At 46.2% G+C, this 21854-nt stretch carries 23 protein-coding genes; 17 read left to right on the plus strand and 6 right to left on the minus strand.

Annotation, left to right across the window (positions count from 1 at the left end):
• Positions 1–8: 8 nt before the first annotated feature.
• Positions 9–854, minus strand: coding sequence for an AraC family transcriptional regulator (locus tag G5B06_RS06545; protein ID WP_148446113.1), 846 nt, complete (start codon positions 852–854; stop codon positions 9–11).
• A gap of 78 nt (positions 855–932) precedes the next feature.
• Between G5B06_RS06545 and G5B06_RS06550 the strand changes: the two genes are divergently transcribed.
• The 3 genes from G5B06_RS06550 to G5B06_RS06560 all read left to right on the plus strand — a co-directional run bounded on the left by G5B06_RS06550 (position 933) and on the right by G5B06_RS06560 (position 4104).
• Positions 933–1568, plus strand: coding sequence for a YczE/YyaS/YitT family protein (locus tag G5B06_RS06550; RefSeq protein ID WP_173762945.1), 636 nt, complete (start codon positions 933–935; stop codon positions 1566–1568).
• Positions 1569–1838: 270 nt separating this feature from the next.
• Entirely contained in the window at positions 1839–2963 is a 1125-nt protein-coding gene (locus tag G5B06_RS06555) for an aldo/keto reductase (protein WP_173771594.1), read from the plus strand.
• A 49-nt stretch (positions 2964–3012) separates the two neighbouring features.
• The gene (locus tag G5B06_RS06560; protein WP_173771596.1) at positions 3013–4104 is read left to right on the plus strand and encodes a PTS transporter subunit IIC; all 1092 of its coding nucleotides are present in this window, start codon (positions 3013–3015) and stop codon (positions 4102–4104) included.
• A gap of 152 nt (positions 4105–4256) precedes the next feature.
• On the opposite strand, the gene G5B06_RS06565 is transcribed toward G5B06_RS06560, so the two are convergent.
• The gene (locus tag G5B06_RS06565; RefSeq protein WP_173771598.1) at positions 4257–5294 is read right to left on the minus strand and encodes a DnaJ C-terminal domain-containing protein; all 1038 of its coding nucleotides are present in this window, start codon (positions 5292–5294) and stop codon (positions 4257–4259) included.
• A 302-nt stretch (positions 5295–5596) separates the two neighbouring features.
• Between G5B06_RS06565 and G5B06_RS06570 the strand changes: the two genes are divergently transcribed.
• Both G5B06_RS06570 and G5B06_RS06575 read left to right on the plus strand, forming a co-directional pair.
• Entirely contained in the window at positions 5597–6547 is a 951-nt protein-coding gene (locus G5B06_RS06570; protein WP_243278935.1) for a hypothetical protein, read from the plus strand.
• Positions 6548–6610: 63 nt separating this feature from the next.
• Positions 6611–7522, plus strand: coding sequence for a LysR family transcriptional regulator (locus G5B06_RS06575; RefSeq protein WP_173771600.1), 912 nt, complete (start codon positions 6611–6613; stop codon positions 7520–7522).
• 80 nt (positions 7523–7602) lie between these two features.
• Here G5B06_RS06575 and G5B06_RS06580 read toward each other — a convergent pair whose 3' ends face one another.
• A complete protein-coding gene (locus G5B06_RS06580; RefSeq protein ID WP_173771602.1) occupies positions 7603–8121 on the minus strand; it encodes a nitroreductase family protein in 519 nt (172 codons plus the stop codon).
• A gap of 247 nt (positions 8122–8368) precedes the next feature.
• Here G5B06_RS06580 and G5B06_RS06585 point away from each other — a divergent pair, with 247 nt between their 5' ends.
• Both G5B06_RS06585 and G5B06_RS06590 read left to right on the plus strand, forming a co-directional pair.
• On the plus strand, positions 8369–8641 hold the full coding sequence (locus G5B06_RS06585) for an acylphosphatase (protein ID WP_148446101.1): 273 nt from the start codon (positions 8369–8371) through the stop codon (positions 8639–8641).
• 4 nt (positions 8642–8645) lie between these two features.
• Positions 8646–9341 (plus strand): YjjG family noncanonical pyrimidine nucleotidase, encoded by a 696-nt coding sequence (locus G5B06_RS06590; RefSeq protein WP_173771604.1) that lies wholly within the window; start codon positions 8646–8648, stop codon positions 9339–9341.
• Between the two features lie 12 nt (positions 9342–9353).
• On the opposite strand, the gene G5B06_RS06595 is transcribed toward G5B06_RS06590, so the two are convergent.
• Complete coding sequence (locus G5B06_RS06595; protein ID WP_148446097.1) at positions 9354–10481, minus strand: CdaR family transcriptional regulator; 1128 nt, start codon at positions 10479–10481, stop codon at positions 9354–9356.
• A 242-nt stretch (positions 10482–10723) separates the two neighbouring features.
• On the opposite strand from G5B06_RS06595, the gene G5B06_RS06600 reads away from it, so the two are divergent.
• On the plus strand, positions 10724–11854 hold the full coding sequence (locus G5B06_RS06600) for a glycerate kinase (protein ID WP_148446095.1): 1131 nt from the start codon (positions 10724–10726) through the stop codon (positions 11852–11854).
• A 119-nt stretch (positions 11855–11973) separates the two neighbouring features.
• Here G5B06_RS06600 and G5B06_RS06605 read toward each other — a convergent pair whose 3' ends face one another.
• Positions 11974–13767 (minus strand): flavin reductase, encoded by a 1794-nt coding sequence (locus G5B06_RS06605; protein WP_148446093.1) that lies wholly within the window; start codon positions 13765–13767, stop codon positions 11974–11976.
• A gap of 213 nt (positions 13768–13980) precedes the next feature.
• Here G5B06_RS06605 and G5B06_RS06610 point away from each other — a divergent pair, with 213 nt between their 5' ends.
• From G5B06_RS06610 to G5B06_RS06625, 4 genes are read left to right on the plus strand one after another with little or no spacing between them, the layout of a single operon-like run.
• Positions 13981–14619 carry a Crp/Fnr family transcriptional regulator gene (locus G5B06_RS06610; protein WP_148446091.1) on the plus strand — a complete coding sequence of 213 codons (639 nt, stop codon included), beginning with the start codon at positions 13981–13983 and terminating at the stop codon, positions 14617–14619.
• Between the two features lie 14 nt (positions 14620–14633).
• Entirely contained in the window at positions 14634–15125 is a 492-nt protein-coding gene (locus tag G5B06_RS06615) for a GNAT family N-acetyltransferase (protein ID WP_148446089.1), read from the plus strand.
• Positions 15122–15685, plus strand: coding sequence for a class I SAM-dependent methyltransferase (locus G5B06_RS06620; protein ID WP_173762937.1), 564 nt, complete (start codon positions 15122–15124; stop codon positions 15683–15685). The genes G5B06_RS06615 and G5B06_RS06620 overlap by 4 nt, the downstream gene beginning before the upstream one ends.
• 37 nt (positions 15686–15722) lie before the next feature.
• Positions 15723–15995: a DUF1294 domain-containing protein gene (locus tag G5B06_RS06625; protein WP_173762936.1), complete on the plus strand. Its 273-nt coding sequence runs from the start codon at positions 15723–15725 to the stop codon at positions 15993–15995.
• On the opposite strand, the gene G5B06_RS06630 is transcribed toward G5B06_RS06625, so the two are convergent.
• A complete protein-coding gene (locus tag G5B06_RS06630) occupies positions 15879–16676 on the minus strand; it encodes a YczE/YyaS/YitT family protein (RefSeq protein ID WP_243278936.1) in 798 nt (265 codons plus the stop codon). The two genes, G5B06_RS06625 and G5B06_RS06630, sit on opposite strands and share 117 nt — an antisense overlap.
• 213 nt (positions 16677–16889) lie before the next feature.
• Here G5B06_RS06630 and G5B06_RS06635 point away from each other — a divergent pair, with 213 nt between their 5' ends.
• The 5 genes from G5B06_RS06635 (at position 16890) to fabF (ending at position 21851) form a co-directional block, all read left to right on the plus strand.
• Entirely contained in the window at positions 16890–17855 is a 966-nt protein-coding gene (locus G5B06_RS06635; protein WP_148446082.1) for a beta-ketoacyl-ACP synthase III, read from the plus strand.
• A gap of 103 nt (positions 17856–17958) precedes the next feature.
• Positions 17959–18903, plus strand: a complete 945-nt coding sequence (gene fabK, locus G5B06_RS06640; protein WP_148446080.1) for an enoyl-[acyl-carrier-protein] reductase FabK — start codon at positions 17959–17961, stop codon at positions 18901–18903.
• 3 nt (positions 18904–18906) lie between these two features.
• Positions 18907–19827, plus strand: a complete 921-nt coding sequence (gene fabD / locus G5B06_RS06645) for an ACP S-malonyltransferase (RefSeq protein WP_148446078.1) — start codon at positions 18907–18909, stop codon at positions 19825–19827.
• A gap of 16 nt (positions 19828–19843) precedes the next feature.
• Positions 19844–20584 carry a 3-oxoacyl-[acyl-carrier-protein] reductase gene (fabG, locus tag G5B06_RS06650; protein WP_148446076.1) on the plus strand — a complete coding sequence of 247 codons (741 nt, stop codon included), beginning with the start codon at positions 19844–19846 and terminating at the stop codon, positions 20582–20584.
• A 25-nt stretch (positions 20585–20609) separates the two neighbouring features.
• A complete protein-coding gene (gene fabF, locus G5B06_RS06655) occupies positions 20610–21851 on the plus strand; it encodes a beta-ketoacyl-ACP synthase II (RefSeq protein WP_148446074.1) in 1242 nt (413 codons plus the stop codon).
• Positions 21852–21854: the final 3 nt, after the last annotated feature.

The following is a 21854-nucleotide window of genomic DNA, read 5'->3' on the forward strand; positions in this document are numbered from 1 at the left end:
GAAGGGATTCAGCAATCCAGAAGATCCTCGGCATGATGATATTTTTCCCGGTATTCCCGGGGCGTCATGCCGGTTTCTTTTTTGAAGGCACGGGAGAATGCAAAAGGATTCTGATATCCACAGGAGATCGCCACGCTGGATACAGGGATATCCGTGATCGTCAGAAGTTCCCTGGCATTGATGATCTTGGCGGAAGTCAGGAAAGCCTGGGGCGTGGTTCCAAGATGTTTTTTGAAAAGTCCGTAAAGGTGACTGCGGCTGATATGCAGATAGTCGGCAACATCGGTAACAGTAATATCCTGAAGCGGACTTTTTTTGATGTAATCAACAGCCTGTGTGATATAAAAATTCTCGTTGGATTCCATGGTCGTGTAGGAAGCATGAAATTCTTCCTCCAGCATGGCGATGATCCGGTAAAGACCACTCTGGATATAGGCTTCATTGGAGGGCGTCAGCTGCGGGTGAGTCATCATTTCAAGAATGGTTTCCTGATAGGGAAGAACCGAATCCAGCTGTTGGACCGGAGTTTCCTCAGTAAGATGGCAGTGTTCACAGAGGATGGGAGCGTTTTCTCCATTGAAACAGATCCAGATATAAGTCCAGGGATCAGAAGGCTCTGCTTTGTAGAGAGAGCTGGTCACAGGAGGAATGAAAAAGCACTGGCCGGCTTTCAGAGCATATTTTCGGTTATTCATATAGAAATATCCCTGTCCGTTCAGCACAAAGTGGATGGTGTAATATCGCCGGACACCAGGGCCGTAGGATTGTTCCGGCGTACATTTTTCCCATCCGCAGGAAATAAGATGAAGTTCTTTTGATGAAGTCTGGCGGTTCAGGACCTGTTTGTTTTCCATGGGAATTTCCTGCCTTTCGATGCATGATTATAGATAATATCAGTTTAAAATATTTGATCAGAGGTGTAAAGAAGAAAGATGAATTCATTAACAGTAAAAAGAATCCTCATGACATTTGCCGGAATCTTTCTGGCTGGTGTCAGTGTGGCCATTTTCAAGGCATCTGATTTTGGGACAGATCCCAACTCCTGTTTTGTCATGGGTGTGTGGAATCTTGCAGGAATAAAATACAGTTATGTTTATATTGCCATCAATGCACTGATGCTGCTGGGAGTATTCTTTCTGGACAGACATTTTATCGGACTTGGAACTGTGCTGAACCTGTTTTTTATGGGAATTATCGTGGAAAAAGGAATGCAGCTTTTTGACAGGTATCTGCCGGAGAGAACATTTGGAGTAAGAGTGATTCTGATGTGTATCGCTGTTGTAATGATGTGTTTTGCGTCGGCACTGTATTTTACAGCAGATATGGGAGTTTCCGCCTATGATGCCTATGCACTGATTCTGGATAAACGAACCCGGATCCCTTTCCGCATGTGCAGGATCGGAACGGATGTGATCACAACAGCGGCCGGATTTTTCATGGGCGCGGTTGTAGGAGCCGGAACCCTTGTCACCGCATTTTTTATGGGACCGTTGATTGAGTTTTTCAACCGGACAGTGGCAAGGCCATTTCTTTATGGAAAAGAGAATAAACAGATGCAGAAGAAGTAGAACAAAAGGCAGTTGTCGTGCTGTAAAAGTGCGACAGCTGCTTTTTGTTTGCAGATACAAGATTTCCACTGTCTTGACACTTGTAAAAGAAAAAGGTTTACTGCTGGAGTAAATACCGTTATAATAGGAGAAACGCAGTTTTTTTCCTGCAGTAAAAATATAACAGTCCGGGAGATATCAGTGTCTGGAATATTGTTTATCAGACGATATAACAGATGATATAATGATGTGGAAAATTTTCCGGAATGGAATAAGAAGGGAGAAAAAAATATGGCATATTTAGGCGAAGAAATCAAAAAACTTGGTTTTGGTCTCATGAGACTTCCGCAGAAATCCGAAGGTGTGATCGATGTGGAGCAGACCAAAGTCATGGTAGACAAATTTATGGAAGCCGGATTTACATATTTTGATACAGCATGGGCTTATGCAGGAAGCGAAGATGCTATCCGCGAAGCACTGGTAGAGCGTTATCCGAGAGAAAAATATCAGCTTGCTACCAAAATGGCAGCCTGGATCAACTGCAAGACAAGAGATGAAGCTCTTGCACAGTTTAAAACATCTCTGGAGAGAACAAAGGCAGGATATTTCGATTTCTATCTTCTCCACAATCTTGGAGAGCACAGAACAAAATATTTTGATGAGTACGGTTTATGGGACTGGATCCGTGAACAGAAGGAAGCCGGTCTGATCAGACATGCAGGATTTTCGTTCCATTCCACACCGGAGGAACTGGATGCACTTCTCACTGCACATCCGGAAATGGAATTTGTACAGCTGCAGATCAATTACGCAGACTGGGAAAATCCGGCGATCCAGTCAAGAGCCTGCTACGAGGTAGCCAGAAAACATGGAAAACCGGTCATTATCATGGAACCTGTAAAAGGCGGCATGCTTGCAACTCCACCGGAATCAGTGGAAAAGCTTCTGAAGGCAGCAGAGCCGGAAGCATCCACCGCATCCTGGGCGATCCGTTTTGCGGCAAATCTGGAAGGCGTGATCACCGTACTTTCCGGAATGAGCAATGTTGCACAGATGGAGGATAACCTTTCTTTTATGAAGGATTTCAACGGCCTCACTGACAGTGAGAAGGAGACTCTTGATAAGGCAAGAGAGGCTATGAGCAAAATTCCTCTGATTCCATGCACAACCTGTAACTACTGCGCAAAGGTCTGTCCGATGGAAATCGGAATTTCCGGTTCCTTTACAGCAATGAATTATCTGACATTGTACGGAAATAAAGCTGCCGCAGTTCATCAGGAAGACTGGCTGGTAGTCAGTCACGGCAGAAAGCGTGCAGATGAATGTGTAAAATGCGGACAGTGTGAGGAAGTATGTCCGCAGCATATTTCCATCCGCGAGGAACTTGAGAAAGTAAGCGAGACCTTTTGCAAATAAAGGAACTGATCCGGCAGGAAGCGGATCAGGGTAAGGAGAGAGTTTAAAAATGGAAAAATTCAAAGCATTTCTGAAACGGAAGGATATCGAGATCTCCCTGAAGAGATACGGTATCGATGCACTGGGCGCCATGGCGCAGGGACTTTTCTGTTCCCTGCTGATCGGTACGATCATCAACACCCTTGGCACACAATTCCACATTCCGTTTCTGACTATGGCAGTTGCCACAGTCAATGACACCCAGTACACGGTAGGTTCTCTGGCCTCTGCCATGAGCGGACCTGCCATGGCAGTAGCTATCGGTTACGCATTGCATTGCCCGCCGCTGGTACTGTTTTCACTGATCACTGTTGGTTTTGCCTCCAATGCACTTGGCGGAGCAGGTGGCCCTCTGGCAGTACTGTTTGTTGCGATACTTGCAGCTGAGATCGGCAAGGCCGTTTCCAAGGAGACCAAGATAGATATTCTTGTAACGCCTCTTGTAACCATCGGGGTGGGTGTAGGCCTTTCCGCATGGTGGGCACCTGCCCTTGGAAAAGCTGCCATGAAAGTGGGAAGTATAATTATGTGGGCAACGGACCTGCAGCCGTTCTTTATGGGAATCCTGGTTTCCGTATTTGTGGGAATCGCACTGACACTGCCGATTTCTTCCGCTGCGATCTGTGCGGCTCTGGGACTTACCGGACTGGCAGGCGGCGCCGCAGTAGCAGGTTGCTGTGCACAGATGGTAGGTTTTGCGGTTATGTCCTTTAAGGAAAACAAATGGGGCGGATTGGTTTCTCAGGGAATCGGAACCTCCATGCTCCAGATGGGAAATATCGTCAGAAATCCAAGGATCTGGATTGCACCAATCCTCACATCCGCCATCACAGGACCTATCGCGACCTGTCTCTTTAAATTGCAGATGAATGGAACAGCTGTATCCTCAGGAATGGGTACCTGTGGTTTTGTAGGACAGATCGGTGTGTATACAGGATGGATGAATGATATTGCAGAAGGAACCAAGACAGCAGTCACAGCCATGGACTGGGCAGGACTTTTCCTGATCTCCTTCATCCTCCCGGCAGTCCTCTGCCCACTCATCAATATGTTTGTACGTAAACTTGGATGGGTGAAAGATGGAGATATGACATTGTCATAAATAAGAAGTATTGAATGGGGATGGCAAATATCCCTTTGACGATCAAAAAAAGAGTATCACAGAAACTCATGGATAAAGATGAGATCTGTGATACTCTTTTTATTTAACCGAATGCGGATTGCGAATATCCGCTTGACCCTGGTACTAACTATTTACGCCACATGCGATCCATTGGCATTACTCCGTTCCAGTCCACATGCCCTTGCATACTCATGAAGTTTCTCTTTGGCGGTGTAATTCAGATTCTGTGGAACCTGGATCTGGATGGTTACGTACTGGTCACCGCGGATGGACGGGTTCTTCATGGAAACGATGCCTTTTCCTCTTAGACGGATCTTAGAACCGGACTGCATGCCTTCCCGGATCTTGCAGATTACATTTCCATAAAGGGTAGGAACGGTAGCTTCACCGCCAAAAACAGCTGTTGTGTACGGAATGGAGATGGTGGTGTAAACATCCGATCCTTTCCGCTCATATCCAGGACGGGTTCCTACGGTAACTTTCAGAAGCAGGTCACCAGGTTCTCCGCCGCCGGTTCCAGGCATTCCTTTTCCTTTCAGACGGATACTCTTGCCGGTATCGATACCTGCCGGAATGTGGACCTGCAATGTCTGTGGGGCACCGGAGCTTCCGTCCGGGCTGGACAGGGAGATCCTTTTATCTGCACCAAAAGCGGCCTCATCGAAGGTAACGTTGATGCTGGCCTTCACATCGGAGCCTTTCTGTGGAAAATCCTGCTGATGGAATCCGCCGAAACCGCTGCCACTATGGAACCCGCTTCCGCCAAATCCGCTGTGGAACCCGCCGCCGTGACTGCCGTGGAACATATTTCCGAAGATATCGCCGAAAATATCGTCCATATTTTCACCGTTAAAATGAAATTCCTGATAGCCGCCATTGCCGCTACTCTGGAATCCGCCGAATCCACCAGCACCTGCACCGGCTCCCGGATCAGCACCTGCCTCAAAAGCAGCGTGGCCAAACTGATCGTACATTTTTTTCTTCTTCGGGTCACTTAAGATATCGTAGGCTTCGTTTACTTCCTTGAATTTATCTGCGGCATCCGGATTACCGGCGTTGGTATCCGGGTGATATTTTTTTGCCAGTTTACGGTATGCTTTTTTTATTGTTTTTTCATCTGCGTTCCGGTCAATGCCCAGAACATCGTAATAATCTCTTTTTACTGCCATGGTATTCACCTTCCCTTATATAATCTTATTTACCTACAAAATGCCCCGGGAAAACAGCCCCGGGGATCGTTGGTTTCTTGTTCTATCTGTAATATAACACTGCAAATTTAATAAGTCAAGACCTGTAAAAAAGAAAGCCCGATTTGGACTTGACCAGACACATGGTTCTTACAGAGAAAAGGAAAAAATATGATATAATATTAATATAAAATCCTGCAGCTGCCTGTGCAGGGATAATCGATGAAACATAAAACAAGCGGATTACAAATATCCGGTTAACAAAAGGAAAGGGAGGCGGAATTATGGAGAAAAGAAACTTACTGTCAGAAAAGAAGACAGTGAAATGGCTGGCACTTTTTATTTTTACACTTATAATGGCATTCCTGTTTACAACACAGAATGCAAAAGCAGCAGGCACAACATTTAAAGTGCAGGTTACCAGCGGTTATCTGGCATTGAGAAGTGAAAAATCTTTTGACAGAAATAATGAAATCGGCCAGTTGAATACCGGAGATCTGGTAGAGGTTATGGACAAAAAAGACAGTACTTACTGGTACGCATATTCGCCAAAGCTGAATAAATCCGGATATGTGGACAAAAATTACCTCCAGGTGGTGGAAAATACAACGGCCACGAATGACTCCTGGACGGTAAAAGTAAAAAGCGGCTATCTGGCACTTCGAAATACAGCAGCATATAATGACAGCAATGAGATCGGCCGTCTGAATACCGGAGACACCGTTCTTGTAAAAGACAGCAGCGATTCCACCTACTGGTATGTATATGCCCCGAAGCTGGATAAATCCGGATATGTGGATAACCGCTATATCTACAACAGTGGTCTGTGGACAGTAAAGGTAGAGAAAGGTTACCTGGCACTCAGAAATCAGGCAGCATATAATGACAGCAATGAAATCGGCCGTCTGAATACCGGAGATATGGTGCAGGTAAAGGATACCAGTGACAGTAACTACTGGTATGTATATGTTCCGCAGCTTGACAAAACGGGATATGTAGATAAAGATTATCTGACAGGTGGATCAGAAGTTACGTATCCGACCATGACAGTTCAGGTAGAAAAAGGATTTCTGGCACTTAGAAGTGCAAAAGTTTACGATAAAAACAATGAGATCGCCCAGCTGAACACAGGAGATACGGTTGAGATCATTGAAAAAGAAGACAGCACTTACTGGTATGTATATGTTCCGAAACTTGGAAAAGAAGGATATGTAGATAAAAATTATCTTAAATAAATGTTTTACACCAGGTGGAAAGATATCCGCCTGATATAGAATACAGGGAGGTAATACAGACAGATGACTCTGGCACAGCTCAGATATACCATAGCAATTGCAAAAGCCGGATCTATGAACGAGGCAGCCAAAAGCCTTTATATTTCCCAGCCAAGTCTTTCCACGGCGATCCGGGAACTGGAGGCGGAGACAGGTGTTGAGATCTTCAGAAGAACAAACCGTGGAATCGCCGTAACGCCCGCAGGGGAAGAATTCCTGGGGTATGCGAGGCAGGTAGTAGAACAGTATGAACTGATGGAAGCCAAATATATTTCCAAAGAACAGTCCCGCAAAAAGTTCAGTGTTTCCATGCAGCATTATACTTTCGCAGTCAATGCCTTTGTGGAGCTGGTAAAACAGTTCGGCATGGATGAGTACGAATTTGCGGTCCATGAGACCAAAACACATCAGGTGATCGAGGATGTGCGGAATTTTAAAAGTGAGATCGGGATCCTCTATGTGAATGATTTTAACCGAAAAGTACTTACAAAAATGTTTCACGAATATGGCCTGGAGTTTCACGAACTTCTCAACTGCAGGATCTACGTTTACATGTGGAAAGGCCATCCCCTGGCGAAACGTGAGAAGATTACTCTGGAAGAACTGAAAGAATACCCGTGCCTGTCTTTTGAGCAGGGGGGAAATAATTCCTTTTATTTTGCAGAGGAGGTTTTGAGCACCTATGAGTACAAACGGCTGATCAAAGCCGATGACAGGGCCACCATGCTGAACCTGATGGTAGGACTTAACGGATACACTCTATGTTCCGGCATTATCTGTGAAAATCTGAACGGTTCTGATTACTGTGCGGTGAAGCTGGATTCCGATGAGATCATGACCATCGGCTATATTGCCAGAAAAGGTGTCAATATCAGTGACCTTGGGAAAAAATATCTCGAGGAGATTTCCAGATATAAGGATAAGGCGCTGAAATAAGAGAAAATAAAATCTGACAGATTTCTGCGGGAATCTGTCAGATTTTTATTTGCAATGAAAGTTTTTATTTTTTGAACTGTTTACACGCGGATCACAAAGCCCTCTTTACGAGGTTTGGCTGTTGGATACTCGCAGTCGCGGTATCCCAGAACACAGTGGCTGACACCGATATATTCATCCGGAACACCCCACTGTTTCTTCAGTTCTTTTCCTTCTTCGGAATCAAAAACTTCTCTTGCACGGTGGATCCAGCAGGAATCGACGCCAAGAGCATGAGCGGCGTTCATGAGATTTCCCATCACAAGGCTTCCGTTTTCCACGCAGGTGCCCATTTTGCTGTCGGAAAAGACAATGATCACAGTTGGAGCGCCGTAGAACGGATCTGCTTTACTGCCCATAACATCCGCGTTCATTTTGGAAAGTTTTGCAACCAGTTCCGGATCCTGTGTTACTACCATAAGAGTACTCTGCTGTCCCATGCCGCTTGGAGAATATTCTCCGGCTTCCAGGATCACATCCAGAGTTTCCTGTGGAACAAGGTCTTTTTTGTAGGCGCGGATGCTTCTGCGCTCCAGCATGTTTTTGATGCTTTCGTTCATAATGATTACCTCCTGATGTTAAGTTTTGTTGAAAATATTTTCTGTAAAAGAAAGTAGTTTTCTTTTTATTCTGATAAAAACTATTATAACGCAGATGTTTACGGTTTCCAATAGACAGGTGGTTATAACTTTACAACTTATAAAGAATTATTATATAATCTTGTTACGACATTCCTGCAGCGGAGCAGGAGATTTTGGGTGGAGATACAGAAACGGAATAGTTGAGACAGAAAATAAGAGGTGCCAGATGGAAAAGATTCGAAAACATTTTTATTTTTCAGGAAGAGTACAGGGAGTGGGCTTTCGTTACCGCTCTTATTATATTGCACAGTCCATGGGACTAACCGGCTGGGTAAAAAATCTCTGGGATGACCGTGTGGAGATGGAAGTGCAGGGAACCAGAGAAGAAATCCGGGAAATGGTAGAACGCCTTTCTCAGCAGAATTTTGTGGAGATTGAGGGAATTGAAGCAAAAGAGATTCCTCTGGAGGATGAGTTTGGATTTCATGTGAAAGGATAGTGAAATGATCAGAGCTGTTTTTATGGATATTGATAATACGCTGCTGGATTTTGACGCGGCGGCACAGGAAGGCATGGAGCATTGTTTTGAGGATGCAGGTCTTACATATAAGCCGGAAATGTTTGCGGTTTTCAAGGAGGAGAATGACCAGATCTGGAAAAAGATCGAACAGGGTATCCTGACAATGGATGATCTTCCCTACGTGCGCTGGCAGGCAATCCTTAAGAAACTGGGGCTTGAGGCAGATGGCGTGGCCATGGAGATGCTGTTTCGGAAGTGTCTGTTTTACAGTGCAGTACCTGTGGAGGGAGCAAAGGAAATCCTCGATTATTTGCAGGGAAAATATATCCTCTGCACAGCCAGCAACGGTCCTTATGAGCAGCAGATCTGCAGGCTGAAAAAAGCCGATATGCTGAAAGATTTTGACCATTGTTTTGTGTCTGAGAAGATTGGCGTGGATAAGCCGGATGTACGTTTTTTCGAGCGCTGTCTGGAACAGCTTCCGGGGATCAGAGCAGAAGAATGCATGATCGTGGGGGATTCCCTGACTGCTGATATCGCAGGCGGACAGGCAGCAGGGATGGAGACCTGCTGGTTCTGCCGGGAGAAGATGGAAGAAGCGGAACTGGAGAATGTGAAACGGACACATAAGGCGGATCATGTGATAAAGCATTTGGATGAACTGAAAAATCTTTTGTAAAAATGGGCCTGTTTATTCCATTTCCAGCGCCAGATACAACAGAACAGCATCCCGGAATTTCCGGGGATTGAGACCACATTTTTTATAAATGTGGTTTAATTTATATTGGAGAGTATTTTTGTGGAGAAAAAGTTTCTCTGCGGTATCGGCCAGGGACATTTCCAGGGAAAAATAAGTTCGCAGAAGTTCCTTTTCATCCGAAGATAACTGACGAATGGTTTTTCCGGAAAATTCTTCACGGTCTTCCGGAGATACGGAAGAGAGAACAATTTCCAGAGTGAGATCATCGAAAACTGCGTAATTTTCTGCACAGATGTTGTCAGTAGAAGGCTGGTGAAAACTAAGGCTTCGCAGGGCAGTTTCAGCAGTAGTAAGGGAAAGTCCCAGCTGATACAGCGATACGGACCGGCCAACGGCAATGGCCAGAGTGTCAGCATGTTTCTTTGCGAAATTATGAAGCGTTCCGGAAAGCGCAGAAAAACCGGAATTGTCTGCGACAGCGAGATAATCTCCGGGATAGCGGAAGGTGTACAGGGTGATCCCGGCAGTTTTGAAAAAATTCTGGATCTGGTGTTCTGAAAGAACAGAACCGCTGACAGAATCGGTATAATTTTGTCCAGAAGCAGCCGGATATGTATGGATCAGGATCAGTCGCTTGGGTGTATCCGGATCGATCTGAAATTCTTTTAGGCATTTCAGAAGATATTCCGGGTTCTGGGTGTCTCCGTGGAGCAGGGAACTGATGACAAACTGCTTTTTGTCCGCCTGATGTCGGCTGTACTGGCCAAGTTCCTGTTCCCGGATCAGGAGGCTGGTGATGCGCTGTGCCAGAAAGGCGTATTTGCGTACTTTTTCCGGGGAACCGGTGATGCCGATTACAGCCAAAAGACGGTCTTCATGGTAAAGAGGCATGTTGATACCCTGGCGGGTTCCTGTAAAATTATCGGATTCTGCCACTTCGATGGTAGTACCGGTTACAGCAGCTTTCCGGCCGATTTCATGAAAAGCTCCGATCCGGGCAGAGTTGGTGCTGGCAATAATGGTGCCGGATGAGTTGATGAAATTGATATCATAACTGCAGACGTCCTTGATGGTATTGACGATCTGCTGGGCGAGAGTGTGGCTGATGTGTGTGATCATGAATCCTCCTGGAAAAGTTGATGTGCTTTCTTTCGGTCAGTATATCATATATATTTCAGAGGTTCAAATTGGATATGTTACTTATAACAATAGAAAACAGAAATTATTGAAAAATATAGTATATATAATATATACATCCAAGCTCGATTTTATTAAGATTAAAAACAGAATAGTAGACAGCGAATGCGGATTGCGAATATCCGCTTGACTTTATATAAAAAATTTCACAGGAGGAAAATACAATGAAAGTAGTAACAGCAATCGATTCTTTTAAAGGCAGCATGACATCCATGGAGGCAGGTTTTGCAGCTGCAGAAGGGATTCATCGTGTGTACGCAGACGCGGAGGTTCAGGTAAGACCGCTGGCAGATGGCGGAGAGGGAACGGTGGAAGCTCTTGTTGCAGGAATGAACGGAAAAACAGAGCATGTAAAAGTCACCGGTCCTCTGGGCGAGCCGGTGATCTGTGAGTACGGCATCATCGAAAGCACAAAGACCGCAGTGATCGAGATGGCCGGTGCAGCAGGAATCACACAGGTTCCGGACGAAAAAAGAAATCCTCTTTACACGACAACTTACGGTGTCGGTGAAGTGATCAAGGATGCTATCGAAAAAGGCTGCCGCAGATTTATTGTGGGCATCGGCGGAAGTGCTACCAATGACGGCGGTGTGGGAATGCTGCAGGCACTTGGCTATGCATTTCTTGACAAAGATGGAAAACAGGTTCTTCCGGGAGCAAGAGGCCTGAAAGATATCGCGGAGATCACCGATGCCTATGTGATCCCGGAACTTGCAGAATGTAAATTCCGTGTTGCCTGCGATGTAACAAATCCTCTTTGCGGAGAGCTTGGATGCAGTGCCATCTACGGACCGCAGAAAGGTGCTACACCGGAGATGATCAAAGATATGGACCAGTGGCTTGGTGCTTACGCAGAGCTTGCAAAAGAGCGTTTTCCAAAAGCAGATCCAGTGTATCCGGGAACAGGAGCAGCCGGCGGAATGGGATTTGCATTCCTGACATTTACTAATGCAGTTCTGGAATCCGGAATCAATATCGTACTGGACGAGACAAAACTTGAGGATTACATTAAGGACGCAGATCTTGTAATTACAGGCGAGGGCCGTATGGATGGCCAGACAGCCATGGGAAAAGCGCCGGTAGGTGTGGCAAAGCTTGCAAAGAAATATGGCAAAAAAGTGATTGCTTTTGCAGGTGCCGTACAGCGTGACGCAAGAGCCTGCAACGATGCAGGAATTGATGCATTCTTCCCGATCCTCCGCGGAGTGGTAACTTTGGAAGAGGCCATGAAAAATGAGAACGCAAAATTGAATCTGGCAGATACCGCAGAGCAGGTTATCAGACTGATGAAATAAGAATCATGTGAATGCAAAAAAGACAGGCCGCTAAGGAGCCTGTCTTTTTTGGATGGTTTATAATTTGTAAAAACAAGGGAGTTGTAACCGGATAAAATTCGTTTATCGGGATTTTCGTTTTATCCTTCGATTGGTTCAAAATCCACAGCGCCATGTTTGCACAGAGGGCAGATGATATCTTCCGGAAGTTCATCGCCTTCATAGATATATCCGCAGACTTTGCATACCCAGCCTTTTTTGCCTTCAGTCTGTGGCTGCGGTTTTACGTGTTTCTGGTAGTAGGTGTAAGTCATGGTATCCTGATCGCTCATAACACGGGCCTCTGTGACGCTGCAGATGAACATTCCGTGAGTGCCAAGATCTACGTAGTTTTCCACTTTCAGGGACATGAAAGCATTGATATATTTGTCCAGGAATACCAGTCCATTGTCAGAGTGGTTCACTTTCTGGCCTGCAAATTTATCGGTGCTTCTGCCGGACTGGAATCCGAACTGTTCAAAAACAGAGAACGGAGCTTCTGTAGACAGACAGTTTACGTTCATGATACCGGTCTGCTGGATTACGTGGTGAGAGTAGTTGGCCTTGTTGATGTTGACAGCTACGCGGTATGGATTGTCAGTAAGCTGTGTAACGGTGTTGACGATCAGGCCGTTGTCCTTTTTGCCATCGTTGGAAGTTACCACATAGAGGCCGTAACCGATGCGGAACAGAGCGGTCATATCACTCTTGTTGGCAAGATCATCGCTTTTGGCAATGTATTCCTGGCAGAGTTCATCAGCCATGGCTTCCATCTGTTTGCGGTTTTCTTCGTTTACTGCGGACATGATCTTAACGTTGGTATTCAGCCAGTTGATTTTTTTGCACTTGGAAAGCATCTCTTTCATGACTTTCGCTGCCAGCGGTGCCCAGGTACCGTTTTCAATCAGTCCAACGGTACGGTTCTGGAAGTTATGCTCTACCAGACGGGTGATAAAGTCGTTCATAAACGGATAGATGCTTGCGTTGTATGTGGTGGTTGCCAGAACCAGTTTGGAGTAGCGGAAAGCGTCGCTCAGTGCCTGAGACATGTCATCTCTTGCAAGGTCATAGACAACAACGTTTGGACATCCTTTGCTGCGGAATTTGTCAGCAAGCTGCTGGACTGCCATTTTTGTGTGGCCGTATACGGAAGTGTAGGCGATTACGATTCCGTCATCTTCCGGTGTGTAGGAAGACCAGGTATCATAGAGGCTGATGTAATGTCCAAGATCTTCGGTGAGAACCGGTCCGTGAAGCGGACAGATGGTCTGGATATCCAGAGTTGCGGCTACTTTCAGAAGGTTCTGTACCTGTACGCCATATTTTCCAACGATACCGATAAAGTATCTTCTTGCCTCATCATCCCATGGCTCTTCCACATCCAGGGCACCGAATTTTCCGAAGCCGTCTGCGGAGAAAAGGACTTTTTCTGTGCTGTCATAAGTAACCATAACTTCCGGCCAGTGAACCATCGGTGCAAATACAAAAGTCAGGTTATGTTTTCCAAGGGAGAGGGTTCCGCCGTTATCTACAGTGATCTGCTGGCCTTCCAGATCCAGGTCAAAGAAATTCTGCATCATGCCGAAGGCTTTTTTGTTGGAAACAACGGTGGTGTCCGGATAAACTTTCATGAAGTTGGCGATATTGGCTGCGTGGTCCGGTTCCATATGCTGTACGATCAGATAATCCGGTTTCCGGTCACCCAGAACCTGCTGAATGTTATCCAGCCATTCGTGGGTAAAATTTGCATCTACGGTATCCATAACCGCAACTTTTTCGTCCAGGATCACATAGGAGTTGTAGGACATGCCGTTTGGCACTTTGTACTGGCCTTCAAAAAGGTCAACCTGATGATCATTAACGCCTACATATTTGATGGTATCTGTGATTTTCATGAGCAATTCCTCTTTTCTTTCTATGGTGGATTTATTTATGTGACTGTGTTTTGTTTGTTTCTTAACTTTGATAAAAATATAACAGATTATGCGGATAAAAACTGTTGCAAATACAACAAAACAGGAAAATTTTCCAGACTTTACATTTTTTCTGTGCTGTTATAAAATCAGAAACATGTACGGTTCATCTGGCTGGTGCGAGGGAGGAAAAACATGGAGCACATTACTTTATTTACGGATATTTTGCCCGAAGAACAGGAAAGAATGCGTGTCTGTTTCAAAGTCCGGGAGGCTGTTTTTCAGAATGGAGAAACCATTATGGAATATTCCAGCTCCATGAAAAAGATCGGGCTGATCCAGGAGGGACGGGCGGTGCTTTACTGCTGTGATGAAGATGGAAATGAGTATGTCATTGATGAACTGAATAAGGACAGTGTATTTGGCGAACCGTTTTTGCTTCCGTCGGATTCTCAGCATTATTATGTGTGCGCCACCACTGTGACGAAGGTGATGTTTATTGATTATGAGCATGTGATCAAGCGCTGCGAAAATGCCTGTCATCATCACAGCCAGATGGTCAGCAATCTTCTGCAGATGACGGCGCTTCGCTCCAGACAGCAGACGGACCGGATCTATATGCTTTCCAGATCTTCCACCAGGAAGAAACTGATGGCCTATCTGCATTCTCTGGCTGCAGAGAAAAACACCGGAAAATTTAAACTGCCCATGTCCTACACCGCACTGGCCCAGTACTTAAGTGTGGATCGAAGTGCCATGATGCGTGAGATCAAAAATCTTTCGGATGAAGGCGTGCTTAAAAGAGACGGGCGGAATGTGGAATTACTTAAATAGAGGAGACAATCATTATGAATATTACAGTAAGAAAATATGAAGAAAAAGATCTTCCGGATCTGATCCGGATCTGGAATGAAGTGGTGGAAGATGGTGTGGCTTTTCCACAGGAAGAATGTCTGAATGAAGAAACCGGAAAAGCTTTTTTTGCGGAGCAGACTTATACAGCGGCAGCCGTGGATGAGGAGAGCGAAAACGTTTACGGCCTTTACATCCTTCATCCAAATAACATCGGAAGATGCGGTCACATCTGCAATGCCAGCTATGCGGTAAGCCGGGATTCCAGAGGCCTTCATATTGGAGAAAAGCTGGTATCAGACTGCCTGGTACAGGGAAAAGAGCACGGTTTTGGCGTACTTCAGTTTAATGCGGTTGTGGCTTGCAATGTCCACGCAAGACATCTTTATGAGAGACTTGGATTTACACAGCTTGGGGTGATCCCGAAGGGTTTCCGTATGAAGGACGGACATTATGAAGATATCTGCCCGTATTATCATGAATTATGAAAAATCTTCAGATCACCGCATACACGCAAAGCTTTATCCGGCAGCAGGTCATGCCGGGAGATATCTGTATTGATGCAACCATGGGGAACGGAAATGATACTGCACTGTTAAGTAGACTTGCGGGAGAAAAGGGACATGTTCTTGCGTTTGATATTCAGAAACAGGCACTGGAACACACGGAAGAGCGCCTGAAAAAAGACAACTGCCCGGAGAATTATCGGCTGATCCTGGATTCCCATGAGAATATGGCTGCCTATGCAGAAATGGAAACCGTATCCTGTATCACCTTTAATCTGGGATATCTTCCAGGAGGAGACCATTCGGTGGCAACCAGAGCGGACAGCAGCAAACGGGCAGTGGAAAGCGGCCTTACACTTCTGAAAAAAGGTGGTCTTATGACACTTTGCATTTACAGTGGAGGGGATACCGGATTTCAGGAGAGGGATGAGATGCTTGCATTTGTCCGTCAGCTGGACCCGCATAAATATCTGGTGATCCGGTCGGAATATGCAAACCGGCCCAATAATCCGCCGATACCGGTACTGATCATAAAATTATAAAGTCCAAAATACAGGACACTGAATCAGGAGAAAAAACATGAACAATTACATATATTATTATCTGCTTGCGGTCAATATCCTGGCTTTTGTGCTTTTCGGTATCGACAAGCAGAATGCCCGCCGCAATATGTGGAGAATTCCGGAGAAGACTCTGATCTTAAGCGCTGTCATCGGTGGCAGTGCCGGAGCTATCTTAGGTATGAGATTTTTTCACCACAAAACACGCAAGGCCAAATTTGCGGTCGGCGTACCGGTGATACTGCTTGTGCAGATCGGTGCGGTGTGTCTGGCGCAGTGGGCGATGAAGTAGAAAGAAAAAATGATGATTAAATACTGCGATCACGCGTCCTACGCCAAGTACGGCGATGACAGTTCCAAGTCCGATACCGATCAGCTTATGAGCGAAGATCAGACCAATGAAAGTAGTAAGGCAGATATTAAAGAGGTCAAAGCAGTTCTTGGTGAAGCCAACAGATTTTCCAACACAGTCGGAAATAGCCTGTACAATCCCGTCTCCCGGATTGGGGATGATACGCATGTTCAGAGACATTGCGGCACCGATACCGGTAAGGATGATTCCGGCGGCAAGGATCAGAAGCCTGGATAACATATTGTCGGACGGAGCTGGCAGCAGAGCGGAAAAAAGGTTCATAAAACGTGTGAATACAAGGCTTAAGGGCAGCTGCAGAAGATCCATCAAAAGTACCAGTTTCAAATCCCGGTGTGCTGCCGGAGCAATGGCACCATCCGCTTCTCTGGAATATCTCTGATTCCGGAAGATATGTAAAACAATCTCAACCACAACAAATGCGGAATACAAAAGAAAAGTAATATTACCAAAGTTAAATCCGCCAATGGTGGCAATACTGTAGGCCACAGAAATAATCGGGGAGACACCAAGACCCGATTTGGTGTTAAGGATGATCCCCAGCGCCAGGATCAGAAGGCCGGCGGCATAGAAGACAATCCGGAGGAATATATCTTTTTTCATTTCTTATCACACTCTCTTTCTATACAACATTCTTATCATAGCACAAAATTTCATTAATACCAGATCGGAATTCTGTTAGAAATTTCCTTCTTGACAAATACTTTTATGATGATATAATTTGATAATCAAAATATTTTAAGATAAAAGATAATTCAGAGAACAGCAGTACAGATTTATACAGACTGCTTGACGACAGATATCATGGAGAAAAATATGACAGGTAAAATATGTGGAACTGGTTCCTGGGCACCGGACAGAGTGTGGGATAACAACGATCTGGCAAAAATGGTGGAAACCAGTGATGAATGGATCAGGGAAAGAACCGGTGTGGTACAGAGACATATTGCAAAAGAAGAGGAAGACACTGTGACAATGGCAGCGCAGGCGGCATTGCGGGCAGTGGAAGATGCAGGAATGGATGTGGAAGAGATCGACCTGATTCTTGTGGCCACCATTTCTCCCACAGAGATCATGCCCTGTGTGGCATGTGGTGTACAGGAGCGGATCGGCGCGGAAAATGCCACCTGCTTTGATCTGAACGGAGCCTGTACAGGATCTCTTCTGGCCTTAAACACCGCACAGGCATACCTGGCTCAGGGGATTTACCGGAATGCCCTTGTGATCGGTGCGGAAAAACTGTCCGGTTTAACGGACTGGACAGACCGTGGCACCTGTATTCTTTTCGGAGATGGCGCAGGAGCAGTTGTACTGAGAGCAGAAGAGGGCGGCAGATATGCACAGGTAACCCATTCCATTGGAAAAAAAGGCGGCGCACTTACCCTGCAGAGCAGAAATCAGATCTGTTACGAAAATGACCCGAAAGCAAAAGAAACCTACATACAGATGAATGGAAAAGAAGTATTTACCTTTGCAGTGTCCAAAGTACCGGAAGCTATAAAAACCCTTCTTTACAGAGAAAAGATTTCTTATGGGGACATCCGTTATTATCTTCTTCACCAGGCAAATGAGCGGATCATCCGCTCCGCGGCAAGGCGGCTGGGCGAAGACATTTCCAAATTTCCCATGAACATGGACAGATACGGCAATACGTCTTCCGCAAGCCTTCTCATTCTTCTGGATGAGGTAAAAAAAAGCGGAAAACTGCAAAAGGGCGACAAACTGGTTCTTGCAGGATTCGGTGGCGGGCTGACATATGGCGCGAGCCTGATCGAGTATTAGACGCAAACAAAGTAAAGTCCCGATTAACGGACTGTTGAAACTATGAGCAAGAAGAAAAGCGGGTTGCAAATATCCGCCTGACTCAATTTCCCGGAGGTAAAAAATGAAAACAAGAGTGACAGAATTACTTGGTATCGAATATCCAATTATCCAGGGCGGTATGGCCTGGGTGGCAGACCATCACATTGCGGCAGCAGTATCCGAGGCAGGCGGCCTGGGACTGATCGCAGCAGCAAACGCACCGGCGGAATGGGTACGTGAGCAGATCCGCGAAGCAAAAAAACTGACAGATAAGCCTTTCGGTGTAAACATCATGCTGATGAGCCCAAGCGCCGATGAGGTTGCGAAGATCGTCGTGGAAGAAGGCATCAAAGTGGTAACAACCGGCGCCGGAAGCCCGGAGAAATATATGGAAGAATGGAAAGCTGCCGGAGTAAAAGTGATCCCGGTCGTTGCATCTGTAGCTCTTGCAAGAAGAATGGAGCGCTGCGGTGCAGATGCGGTGGTTGCTGAGGGAACCGAGTCCGGCGGACATATCGGTGAGACAACTACCATGGCGCTGGTACCACAGGTTGTGGATGCAGTAAAGATCCCGGTGATCGCGGCAGGCGGAATTGCAGACGGCCGTGGAATCGCGGCAGCCTTTATGCTGGGTGCGGAAGCCGTACAGATGGGAACTCGTTTTGTGGCAACAGAGGAATGTAATGTACATGAAAATTACAAACAGTTCCTTCTGAAAGCCAGAGATATCGATACAAGAGTAACTGGCCGAACCACAGGACATCCGGTCCGTACCTTAAGAAATCCCATGACAAAGGAATATCTGGAAAAAGAAGCAGCAGGAGCATCTTTTGAAGAACTGGAAATGCTGACCCTTGGAGGTCTCCGAAAAGCAGTTGTAGACGGCGATGTAAAAACAGGAAGCGTCATGTCCGGCCAGATCGCAGGAATGGTAAAAGATGTACCGGCCTGCAAGGACCTGATGGCAAGACTGATGGCAGAGACAAAAGAAGCTGTAAAGAAGAACAGTTTTCTTGTGGAGGAATAAAAAATGGGAAAAACAGCATTCATCTTCCCAGGCCAGGGCGCACAGAAAGCCGGAATGGGAAAAGATTTTTATGAGAAATACGATACTGCAAAAGAAGTTTTTGATTCGGCCAGTAAGTGGCTGGATCTGGATATGAAAGCACTCTGCTTTGAAGAAAACGACCAGCTTGATCTTACTGAGTACACACAGGCTGCGCTGGTCACCACCTGCCTTGCCATGGAAAAAGTGGTGGAGGAAATGGGACTTCATCCAGATGTAACCGCAGGGTTAAGCCTTGGTGAGTACTGTGCCATTGAGGCTGCCGGGGGCATGGATCTTAAGGACGCCATTACAACCGTCAGAAAAAGAGGAATCCTTATGGAACAGGCAGTTCCGGCAGGACAGGGAAGCATGGCGGCAGTTATGGGAATGGAAACAGAGAAGATCGAAGAAGTGCTTGCAGACATTGCAGACGTAAGTATTGCCAACTACAACTGTCCCGGCCAGATCGTGATCACAGGACTTAGCGAAGCGGTTTCTGAAGCTTCCGAAAAGCTGAAAGCAGCCGGTGGAAGAAGGGTGATCACGTTAAATGTCAGCGGTCCGTTCCACTCTGCAATGCTTGCCACAGCAGGAAAAGAACTGGGAAAAGTTCTGGATGATATCACACTCCATGAACTTCAGATCCCCTATGTCACCAATGTGACTGCAGAATATGTGGAACATTCATCTGAAACAAAAGCACTTCTGGAAAAACAGATCTCTTCCTCTGTGCGCTGGCAGCAGAGCGTGGAAAACATGATCCGCCAGGGCGTGGATACATTCGTGGAGATCGGACCAGGAAGAACACTGGCCGGATTTATGAGAAAGATCGACAGAAATGTAAAAGTATATAACATTCAGACCGTAGAAGACGCAGAAAAAGTCTGCCAGGAACTGGTATAGATAGAAAGGAATTCATATGTCAGAGAAAAAAATCGCAGTGGTAACAGGCGGTGCACGTGGAATCGGAAAAGCCATCGCCCTGGAACTTGCAAAAGCAGGAAACCTTGTAGTGATCAATTATAACGGCTCAGAAGAAAAGGCCAGAGAAACAAAGGCAGAGATCGAGGCAGCCGGTGGTGAAGCAGATATCATGCAGTGCAATGTGGCAGATTTTGATGCATGCGAAGTTTTTTTCAAAGCCATTGCAGAAAAATATGGACGTGTTGATATTCTGGTAAACAATGCCGGGGTTACAAAAGACGGACTTCTCATGAAGATGAGCGAAGAAGATTTTTCCAGAGTTGTTGACACCAATCTGAAAGGAACGTTCAACTGCATCCGCCATGTGTCCAGAATGATGCTGAAACAGAGAAGCGGCCAGATCATCAGCCTTTCATCGGTGGTAGGCCTTCGGGGAAATGCAGGACAGGCCAACTATGCGGCATCCAAAGCAGGAATCATCGGCCTTACAAAATCCGCCGCAAAAGAGCTGGCATCCAGAGGAATCACAGTCAACGCCATTGCACCGGGATTTATCAAAACAGACATGACGGACGTGCTTTCTGACAAAGTAAAAGAAAATATTGCGGCATCCATCCCCATGGGAAGTATGGGAACTACAGAAGATGTGGCAAAAGCAGCTGCATTTCTGGCATCGGACGGTGCACGTTACATCACAGGACAGGTACTTCGCGTAGACGGCGGAATGGCAATGTAGGGAAAGTTTCCAGGAGGACAGATGGATGAAAAGACGAGTAGTAGTAACAGGACTTGGAGCAGTAACACCGATCGGAAATGATGTGGAAAGTTTCTGGAGCGGAGTAAAAGAAGGAAAAGTGGGAATCGGGCCGATCACCCGTTTTGATACAACCGGATATAAGGCAACACTGGCAGCGGAGCTGAAGAATTTTGTGGCAAAAGACCGCATGGACCCAAGAACCGCAAGAAGAATGGAGCCTTTTTCCCAGTATGCCGTAGCGGCTGCCCTGGAAGCTGTGGAACATGCAGGGCTTAAGATGGAAGAGGAAGATCCGTATATGGTAGGCGTGATCATCGGTTCCGGTGTGGGAAGCCTTCAGGCTACTGAGACAAATGAGAAGAAGCTTGTGGAAAAAGGTCCTTCAAGGGTTGATCCCCTTCTTGTTCCGAAGATGATCACAAACATGGCAGCCGGAAATGTTTCCATTGCCACTGGTGCAAAAGGAAAATGTACCAACGTGGTAACTGCATGTGCAACAGGAACACACTGTATCGGAGATGCGTTCCGCGCCATCCAGTACGGCGATGCGGACGTGATGCTTGCAGGCGGTACAGAAGGAGCCATCTGCCCCATCGGAATCGCAGGATTTGCAAGCCTTACTGCACTGAGCACAAGTGAGGACCCGCTGCGCGCTTCTATTCCTTTTGACAAAGACAGAGGCGGTTTTGTTATGGGTGAGGGCGCAGGTGTGGTTGTTCTGGAAGAGCTGGAACATGCGAAAAAGAGAAACGCCCATATCCTGGCAGAAGTTGTGGGATACGGCGCAACTGCAGATGCTTTTCATATCACATCTCCGGCTGAGGACGGAAGCGGCGCTGCCCGTGCCATGGAAAATGCCATGAAAGAAGCTGGTGTTTCCCCAGAAGAAGTGGACTACATCAACGCCCATGGAACCGGAACCCATCACAATGACTTGTTTGAGACAAGAGCCATCAAACTTGCATTTCAGGATGCGGCAAAAAAAGTGAAGATCAACTCCACAAAATCCATGGTAGGACATCTTCTGGGAGCAGCAGGAGCTGTTGAATTTATCGTATGCGTGAAATCCATTCTGGACGGCTTTATCCACCAGACAGTGGGAACAAAAGAGACAGAGGAAGAGCTGGATCTCAACTATATGATCGGCGCTCCGGCAGAACAGGAAGTGCGCTATGCAATGAGCAATTCCCTTGGCTTTGGAGGACACAACGGAACATTGCTTGTAAAGAAGTATGAGGAGGAGTGAAAT

The organism is Blautia luti, assembly GCF_013304735.1.
Lineage (GTDB): Bacteria > Bacillota > Clostridia > Lachnospirales > Lachnospiraceae > Blautia_A.

What these genes read in the sequence shown, in the direction of transcription:
- G5B06_RS06545 (WP_148446113.1), bottom strand. Translation starts at nt 854, where the DNA reads ATGGAAAACAAACAGGTCCTGAACCGCCAGACTTCATCAAAAGAACTT.
- G5B06_RS06550 (WP_173762945.1), top strand. Translation starts at nt 933, where the DNA reads ATGAATTCATTAACAGTAAAAAGAATCCTCATGACATTTGCCGGAATC.
- G5B06_RS06555 (WP_173771594.1), top strand. Translation starts at nt 1,839, where the DNA reads ATGGCATATTTAGGCGAAGAAATCAAAAAACTTGGTTTTGGTCTCATG.
- G5B06_RS06560 (WP_173771596.1), top strand. Translation starts at nt 3,013, where the DNA reads ATGGAAAAATTCAAAGCATTTCTGAAACGGAAGGATATCGAGATCTCC.
- G5B06_RS06565 (WP_173771598.1), bottom strand. Translation starts at nt 5,294, where the DNA reads ATGGCAGTAAAAAGAGATTATTACGATGTTCTGGGCATTGACCGGAAC.
- G5B06_RS06570 (WP_243278935.1), top strand. Translation starts at nt 5,597, where the DNA reads ATGGAGAAAAGAAACTTACTGTCAGAAAAGAAGACAGTGAAATGGCTG.
- G5B06_RS06575 (WP_173771600.1), top strand. Translation starts at nt 6,611, where the DNA reads ATGACTCTGGCACAGCTCAGATATACCATAGCAATTGCAAAAGCCGGA.
- G5B06_RS06580 (WP_173771602.1), bottom strand. Translation starts at nt 8,121, where the DNA reads ATGAACGAAAGCATCAAAAACATGCTGGAGCGCAGAAGCATCCGCGCC.
- G5B06_RS06585 (WP_148446101.1), top strand. Translation starts at nt 8,369, where the DNA reads ATGGAAAAGATTCGAAAACATTTTTATTTTTCAGGAAGAGTACAGGGA.
- G5B06_RS06590 (WP_173771604.1), top strand. Translation starts at nt 8,646, where the DNA reads ATGATCAGAGCTGTTTTTATGGATATTGATAATACGCTGCTGGATTTT.
- G5B06_RS06595 (WP_148446097.1), bottom strand. Translation starts at nt 10,481, where the DNA reads ATGATCACACACATCAGCCACACTCTCGCCCAGCAGATCGTCAATACC.
- G5B06_RS06600 (WP_148446095.1), top strand. Translation starts at nt 10,724, where the DNA reads ATGAAAGTAGTAACAGCAATCGATTCTTTTAAAGGCAGCATGACATCC.
- G5B06_RS06605 (WP_148446093.1), bottom strand. Translation starts at nt 13,767, where the DNA reads ATGAAAATCACAGATACCATCAAATATGTAGGCGTTAATGATCATCAG.
- G5B06_RS06610 (WP_148446091.1), top strand. Translation starts at nt 13,981, where the DNA reads ATGGAGCACATTACTTTATTTACGGATATTTTGCCCGAAGAACAGGAA.
- G5B06_RS06615 (WP_148446089.1), top strand. Translation starts at nt 14,634, where the DNA reads ATGAATATTACAGTAAGAAAATATGAAGAAAAAGATCTTCCGGATCTG.
- G5B06_RS06620 (WP_173762937.1), top strand. Translation starts at nt 15,122, where the DNA reads ATGAAAAATCTTCAGATCACCGCATACACGCAAAGCTTTATCCGGCAG.
- G5B06_RS06625 (WP_173762936.1), top strand. Translation starts at nt 15,723, where the DNA reads ATGAACAATTACATATATTATTATCTGCTTGCGGTCAATATCCTGGCT.
- G5B06_RS06630 (WP_243278936.1), bottom strand. Translation starts at nt 16,676, where the DNA reads ATGAAAAAAGATATATTCCTCCGGATTGTCTTCTATGCCGCCGGCCTT.
- G5B06_RS06635 (WP_148446082.1), top strand. Translation starts at nt 16,890, where the DNA reads ATGACAGGTAAAATATGTGGAACTGGTTCCTGGGCACCGGACAGAGTG.
- fabK (WP_148446080.1), top strand. Translation starts at nt 17,959, where the DNA reads ATGAAAACAAGAGTGACAGAATTACTTGGTATCGAATATCCAATTATC.
- fabD (WP_148446078.1), top strand. Translation starts at nt 18,907, where the DNA reads ATGGGAAAAACAGCATTCATCTTCCCAGGCCAGGGCGCACAGAAAGCC.
- fabG (WP_148446076.1), top strand. Translation starts at nt 19,844, where the DNA reads ATGTCAGAGAAAAAAATCGCAGTGGTAACAGGCGGTGCACGTGGAATC.
- fabF (WP_148446074.1), top strand. Translation starts at nt 20,610, where the DNA reads ATGAAAAGACGAGTAGTAGTAACAGGACTTGGAGCAGTAACACCGATC.